Source organism: Bacillus sp. ISL-46, from assembly GCF_018613205.1.
Map to the genome: position 1 here is coordinate 1 of NZ_JAGGQR010000082.1, position 6,259 is coordinate 6,259.

6 protein-coding genes are annotated in these 6,259 nt (G+C 36.6%); all 6 read right to left on the reverse strand.

What is annotated here, in order from left to right; translation table 11 throughout:
* Nucleotides 1-117 precede the first annotated feature (117 nt).
* Entirely contained in the window at nucleotides 118-258 is a 141-nt protein-coding gene (locus tag J7E67_RS31650) for a sulfatase/phosphatase domain-containing protein (RefSeq protein ID WP_251027055.1), read from the reverse strand.
* A 104-nt stretch (nucleotides 259-362) separates the two neighbouring features.
* A complete protein-coding gene (locus J7E67_RS32465; RefSeq protein ID WP_374223947.1) occupies nucleotides 363-596 on the reverse strand; it encodes a sulfatase/phosphatase domain-containing protein in 234 nt (77 codons plus the stop codon).
* Nucleotides 597-1,338: 742 nt separating this feature from the next.
* Entirely contained in the window at nucleotides 1,339-1,926 is a 588-nt protein-coding gene (locus J7E67_RS27985; RefSeq protein ID WP_214733258.1) for a T6SS immunity protein Tdi1 domain-containing protein, read from the reverse strand.
* 319 nt (nucleotides 1,927-2,245) lie between these two features.
* Nucleotides 2,246-3,988 carry an insertion element protein gene (locus J7E67_RS27990; RefSeq protein ID WP_214733259.1) on the reverse strand — a complete coding sequence of 581 codons (1,743 nt, stop codon included), beginning with the start codon at nucleotides 3,986-3,988 and terminating at the stop codon, nucleotides 2,246-2,248.
* On the reverse strand, nucleotides 3,981-4,208 hold the full coding sequence (locus J7E67_RS27995; RefSeq protein WP_214733260.1) for a hypothetical protein: 228 nt from the start codon (nucleotides 4,206-4,208) through the stop codon (nucleotides 3,981-3,983). The genes J7E67_RS27990 and J7E67_RS27995 overlap by 8 nt, the downstream gene beginning before the upstream one ends.
* 294 nt (nucleotides 4,209-4,502) lie before the next feature.
* The gene (locus J7E67_RS28000; RefSeq protein WP_214733261.1) at nucleotides 4,503-5,957 is read right to left on the reverse strand and encodes an NADP-dependent glyceraldehyde-3-phosphate dehydrogenase; all 1,455 of its coding nucleotides are present in this window, start codon (nucleotides 5,955-5,957) and stop codon (nucleotides 4,503-4,505) included.
* Between the last annotated feature and the right edge of the window lie 302 nt (nucleotides 5,958-6,259).

The following is a 6,259-nucleotide window of genomic DNA, read 5'->3' on the forward strand; positions in this document are numbered from 1 at the left end:
CTATTCCTAGAGTAGCTTGTATAATTACCACACCCACAAAATAAAAAAAACTAGCCGAGTGGCTAGATAATTAAGGATACTAGATTGTAAAAACTGACTCCAAATTAAGTTGTGGATTTATGTTTCATAAACCGGTTCATCGAGTAATTCTTGCTGCAATCTCTTCATTTCCGCTTTTAATAGTGTTACAATGTTTGAATATTCCGGGTTTGTATAAAGATTTTTGATTTCATAGGGATCATTTTTTAGGTCAAACAATTCCCATTCAGGAGGTCTTGTTTCTCTTTTGACCCCGATGTGCCTAATGCTTGGGCGTAATAATAGATTAGCTTGTAGCGATGCGTTCGAATACCATAATGGGATTAAACGTTATGGTATTTATCAAGATGCATCCAATACCGGTAATACACAGACGTTCGCCAACCCATGGGAATTGTTCCGTTGAATAACAGCCGCAAGCTCCGGCCCTGCATGTCTTTAGGAATCCTGACTCCGGCAAAATCCACGTTCAGCGCCATCGCTTCTGTCAGAGAACCCGGTTTAATCTCTCTCGGGTACCGGATGAGAAAAGGCATCCGTATAGACTCTTCGTACATATCAATCGTACCTTCTCCTGTTCGCGAAACGATTCGACTGTAGATTTGCTCCAATAAGGGGTACCTGCAAATTCAACATCCGCCTTCGGCATTTTCCCTCGATGTAGTACACATTTAATTTCCGCTTATCATAATTCAAGCCATGTTGCGATAAGAAATATCCTATTGCAGTATTACTTGGACTAGTGTATTAAATACATTGCAGAAAAAATTATAACAATTATAACATTTGATATTTTGTTTTTTTATAAAAATTTGTACCACCCTTTTAAGTAGTAAGGTATTAAATTAGGTATACTAATTACGAACTAACTACAAAAAAACACAATAAGAGAATCCTACTTCTAAGGTGTGGCTAGTCTACAATGTAATGAGAAGTCCATGACTAACTAAACTAAAATTAATTGTGTTAAAATTGCCTTTATAAATGATTGGGATGGCCTTGGTTGTCTGTGTCTTGTTTTTCTTCAGAACTTCGTTACCCTAAGTGAAATTATGTCAATGCTTCAGTATCTTTAAAAGGAAATGTAACAAAGAGGGGACTAATTGGGTAACGGGTTCCGTTTCCTATCGCAAAACTTGAAAATACAACTGAAAATGTAACCAATTTTGTCCCGTGTTTTGTATCTGTTTTTGTAGTAAAAAAACGGCTCAGTTCACTATACTGAGCCGTTTCTTATATCCATTTCTAATAGCTACTTCAACTAACGCCCCGTTACTAGTGTTTAATAGGCATTGGTTGTTAAAATAATTGTTTCTTCAACTGACCAATTATGCCCCAATAAACCTCCATATCAGATATTTCTAAGTTACTTATTTCATCTTCGCCACCTAAAAATAAAGGTACCTTATATCCAACACATTTATTATGGTCTAGTGGCTCGGCATTCTCCTTCTTCCATTCATTAAAGAACTCCACTGCTAATGCTGCATCTTGAAACTCAGTAAGTTCATCTTCGTGAAAAGAGAGGAAGGTAGAAGGAATTTCGAGTGCATCCCCAGTACCAGGTTCGAACATCAATATCATAGGTTCTCCTTCAGAAACCCTTGTGAAATCTAATGCAAATTGTCTTCCAAGCCAATCGTATGAGAAGCAAAAAATTTTATTTTTAAAGTAAAGAAATGCTTCAGTTATGATGTCATTCCATTTATCTAGTTGATTTAGGTTATGTACTCTATAAAGACCGTTTTTAAAAGTTTTACCTTGAAACTTTGTCATAAATTCCACTGCACCTAAAGACTGTTTCAATATTGATTGGTAACTTACATTTAAGTCACTATTTAAATCTTTGTATTCCACATCAAATGCCGAACAAAATTTATTAAACATTTTAGCCTCCAAGGATTTTCTTCCTTTTATTGTACCATTTCTTCTTCAACTAACCCGTTACCCCAATATGGAGGTGCGAACCTTCGTTTTGAAGAATCGCACTTGTTTAGTTTAATAAGCAAACATACTACCGTTTGTAAATAATATCTCTCCAACTATACACTTTATCTGCGATTCCGATTCTTTGAGCAGGTGTCAGTTCATCTCCGTAGGCTTTAAAAGGCTGACAAAAGTTGTAGTAGGTTCGTAAAATGGTGATTGCCATTTGAGCATACTTAGGATTGAAATTGCTGTAAATATACGATTTTCCATCACCCCTTTAAGTCACCAATGGGCGTTCCAATATGGATAGGCTACGCCTAATTTCCTGTAAAAAAGCATTCACCGCATTGTCATTCGCTCTTACAATAAGTCTTGCTAAATGCTCATTTGATAACTTTGAGGTATCGGTAAGAACATCAATATAACGGCTCCCACGGTCTGCCATCGCAATAGGATGGTCAATCTTATTTGGTTTATGGACGTTATAATAGGTTCCGTCTGGTGCAACGTGAGTTTCATAAAACTTGTGTACGGCTAGTATTCGTTTCAAATACTCCACGGCTACTTCATAGTCAGATTGTTCCGATAAGAAATTGTCCTCTGCCCAGCTTCGTAGGTACTTATTTGAATCAATATATTCCTGAAACGCAGCTTCCCTTGAAAGAGTTTTATCAAATGTATTTACAAAATGATGCAATTTGCCCTGCTGAATCTCATCCGAAAAAGCCTTTTTTATCGCAGACTTCAGTACCATATCGTCATCGCTGACCACACGCCACTTGTCCGTTTTTACCATATCTTTGATAAGGAACATTTGAGCTATCACAGTATAGGTATGATTAACGTGTAATCCATCCACATACTTGCCCCTTAGTTGTAGTTCCTTCATCTCAAGGTAGTATTCGTTTTGGCTCTGAGTATCATTTGGAGTCGGCTCCATTGGATAGTAGGAATACTTGGTATATTTAGCATTCTTTCTAAGTTCCACAGGCAAATGGTCGTCTTTATAGGTTTCCGTGTCCTGTTCCAATTGTTTGAAATCAATGTCCCAATCATAAGCTACATCGGCTCGGAACACATAACGGGATTGTGAATCAGTAGAAACCACAATTTGGGTAGGCAGTTGTTTTTCCGAGACAGTGCCTTTTGTCCTTGGCTCCCCTTTCTTTCGAACATTATTTAGGTAATACATCATCATATCTGTATTTAACCAGATACGGGGAAATGTCATCTTGGCAAATTGTTTTGTTTCGTGTGTTTCTAGAAACTCCAAACAACATCGGTATAGCCATTCTAATTTACTGTAATATGTGCTTCTTCCAATCCCTAAGATTTTACAAGTGCTTGAAACTGGAACCCGATTAATCAAATGTTCGGCAAATGAAGGCAAAATATCATTTCTCTTTTGAGCGTAGGTAGTTGATTGTGACTTGTTCGGTAAGAGATTCGTGTATTTTCCGCACGATTTACATTGAACAACTTGAGCATTGGAACTGGCTTTCCCTCGTTTATAAAAAGCCTTTGGGTTATCAAAAAAAGTATCGTTGTTTAAACAGCCATCTTTATGGAATTCGTAATCAGGTTCTAGGGGGACAATTGAATTAATCTGAATTAGGCGTTCTATTTCAGTTGCCAAAGACCAATTGGAAAAGGTCTTCGTGTAACTTCCCAAAGTTGGTATACCATTATCTGTTGTGTCAGGAACACAATTAATGGCTCGACTGTCATCTTTTCCTGTAAATTTATATCTTTTGGCTTTTCCTACACTGTAGTTTATCTGCAGTTGATTAAAATTTTTGCAAAACGGGTCAGAACAATAATTCAGTTGAATCTCATATGTTTTCCCTTTCCAATATAAGTGGACTGGGCGAAAGGTGTAATTAATATATGTTGTTTTCATTTTTTTATCGGAAAGGGTGTCATAATCTTCCTCCCGCTGTTTCAATTCTTTTGATGTGATGTTTGGGTCAATACGGCATATAAGGTCGGTTGTGGTCGCCAACCGTTTTATTTTAGTCATCACTTAACCCCAATTCACGTTTTAATCTTTTATTACTCCGTTTACTTTCTACAAATTTTATAAAGTCATCATCTTTTAGTAAATGTGGCAATGTTTCTTCAATTATTTGAGCAGGAGTTAAGCCTGTATAGTCTGAGTAATGTTCTAAAATTTTTCGTGACTGAAACGATAACCTTAGTGTTACATCCTCGGCATTGGGGTATTTTGGCTTAATTTTCATATCAATACATCTCCTACTATTTGGTAAATTTCTGTATACCAATTTGTATGCAAAAATGTAGTGCAATTTGTAGGGGTACACTGGCTATTGTACCCCTACATTTTCATTTACAAATTGTACTATAAATTCACTAAAAATTATAACCAAAATCCCTCCATATCAAACAAAAAAGACCTACAAATCGGCATACAATTTGTAGGTCTTTTTACATTACATTTTTAATGTTTGCGATAGGTAACGGAACCCGTTACTAATTGGGACCCCTCTTTTGAGAGAATAAAATTACTTTTGAGATTACTCAGCAAGGTTTAATACAGTTACTTTTTCACGCGTCATCGATTCAATACTCTTACGGATACCTTGCGCTCCCATACCGGATCCTTTTACACCAATAAACGGGAAGTGATCAGGACCGCGTTCGGTACGTCCGTTTATTTGAACTGAGCCTGTTTCAATTTTATTCGCAATCGCAAATGCTTTATTAATATCTTTGGTAAAGACACTTGCCTGTAAACCAAATTCAGATTCATTCGCAATATTGATCGCTTCTTCATCAGAGGATACACGGATTATTGGCAGCACAGGTCCGAACGGTTCCTCCCAAGCTACGGCCATGTCTTCTGTCACATGATCAAGAAGAGTAGGGTAAATTAAATTGCGTTCACGCTTATTTCCTGTTACAAGAGTTGCACCTTTTTCAATGGCATCCTCAATTAATCCTTGAACAAAGTCAGCGGATTGATCATCAATTAACGGGACAACTGTGTTGCCTTCTTCCGGAGAACCTACAGCTAATTTTTCGATTTCTTCTTTTAAAATGGATACTAGCTCGTCTGCTACACTTTCATGCACTAATACACGTTTAATAGCTGTGCAACGTTGACCGGAATAAGAAAACGCACCGCTGATAATATGTTTCGCCGCCTCGTGTAAATCAGCGTCTTCACGCACAATACCAGGGTCTTTCCCGCCAAGCTCAAGTACAAGTGGAATCATTCCTGCTTTTTTCGCTAAACTAATGCCAGTATTTGTCCCGCCTGTAAAGGAGATCATATTAATACCTTTATGCTCAACTAAGTAATCACCAATGACAGAACCACGACCTGTCACGATATTGACAAGACCTTTTGGAAAGTTTGCTTTGTGAAGAGCCTCAATCATTTTAATACCACTAATAGCTCCTTGTGTAGCTGGTTTAAAGATAACTGCATTACCTGAAATGAGTGCCGGTGCTAATTTAGCAGCAGCTAAATTTACGGGATAGTTAAACGGAGGGATTGCTAGTATTACGCCTAGTGGAACACGTTCAACAATAGCAATCTTAGATTTAGATCCGCCTGGGAAGCTATCTCCCTTCATACTTTCACCATGCATATGCATTGCTTCTTCGACCGTATAACGAATGAAATCCGCAGTACGTACGACTTCATTCTTTGCATCTTTCAAACTTTTTCCTACTTCTTTCATAATGATTTCAGCAATTTCATCTTGCATGTTCACTAATTCATCTGCCCATTTATACAAAAACTTTGCTCGTTTTTGAAGGGAAGTTTCTGCCCAAATTTTTTGTGCCTCATGAGCAAAATTAATTGCCTTATCTATCTCTTCTATCGTAACCGCCTGTACTTTTCCAATAACTTCATAAAGATAAGGTGAAGTGATTTTAATAGTTTCACCAGACTTACTTTCTCTCCACTCCCCATTTATATAAAAATTGTAAGCTTTTAAAGATAATACGTTTATCGACATAATAAATCCTCCTTTAAGTAGGTGAATACCAATATGATTGAATAGGTATAATTTTCAGTCTCTTAATTATAAAAAAAACATAATAGTATTATTAAAAAACAGATTTCATCATTAAATATCGTCCAATTCACATTTATTACAAAGCTCTTTCATCCATAAAAGTCATTAACATAAACTTTGGAATCATCCTCTATTTTTGTTACTTATTCAATTTTCAATGTGCAAGTCATTAATCAATTAATTTATGGTTTTTTAATGTCTCAGTTAATTCCGATAACACATCATTCTCATCTGAGCCAGAA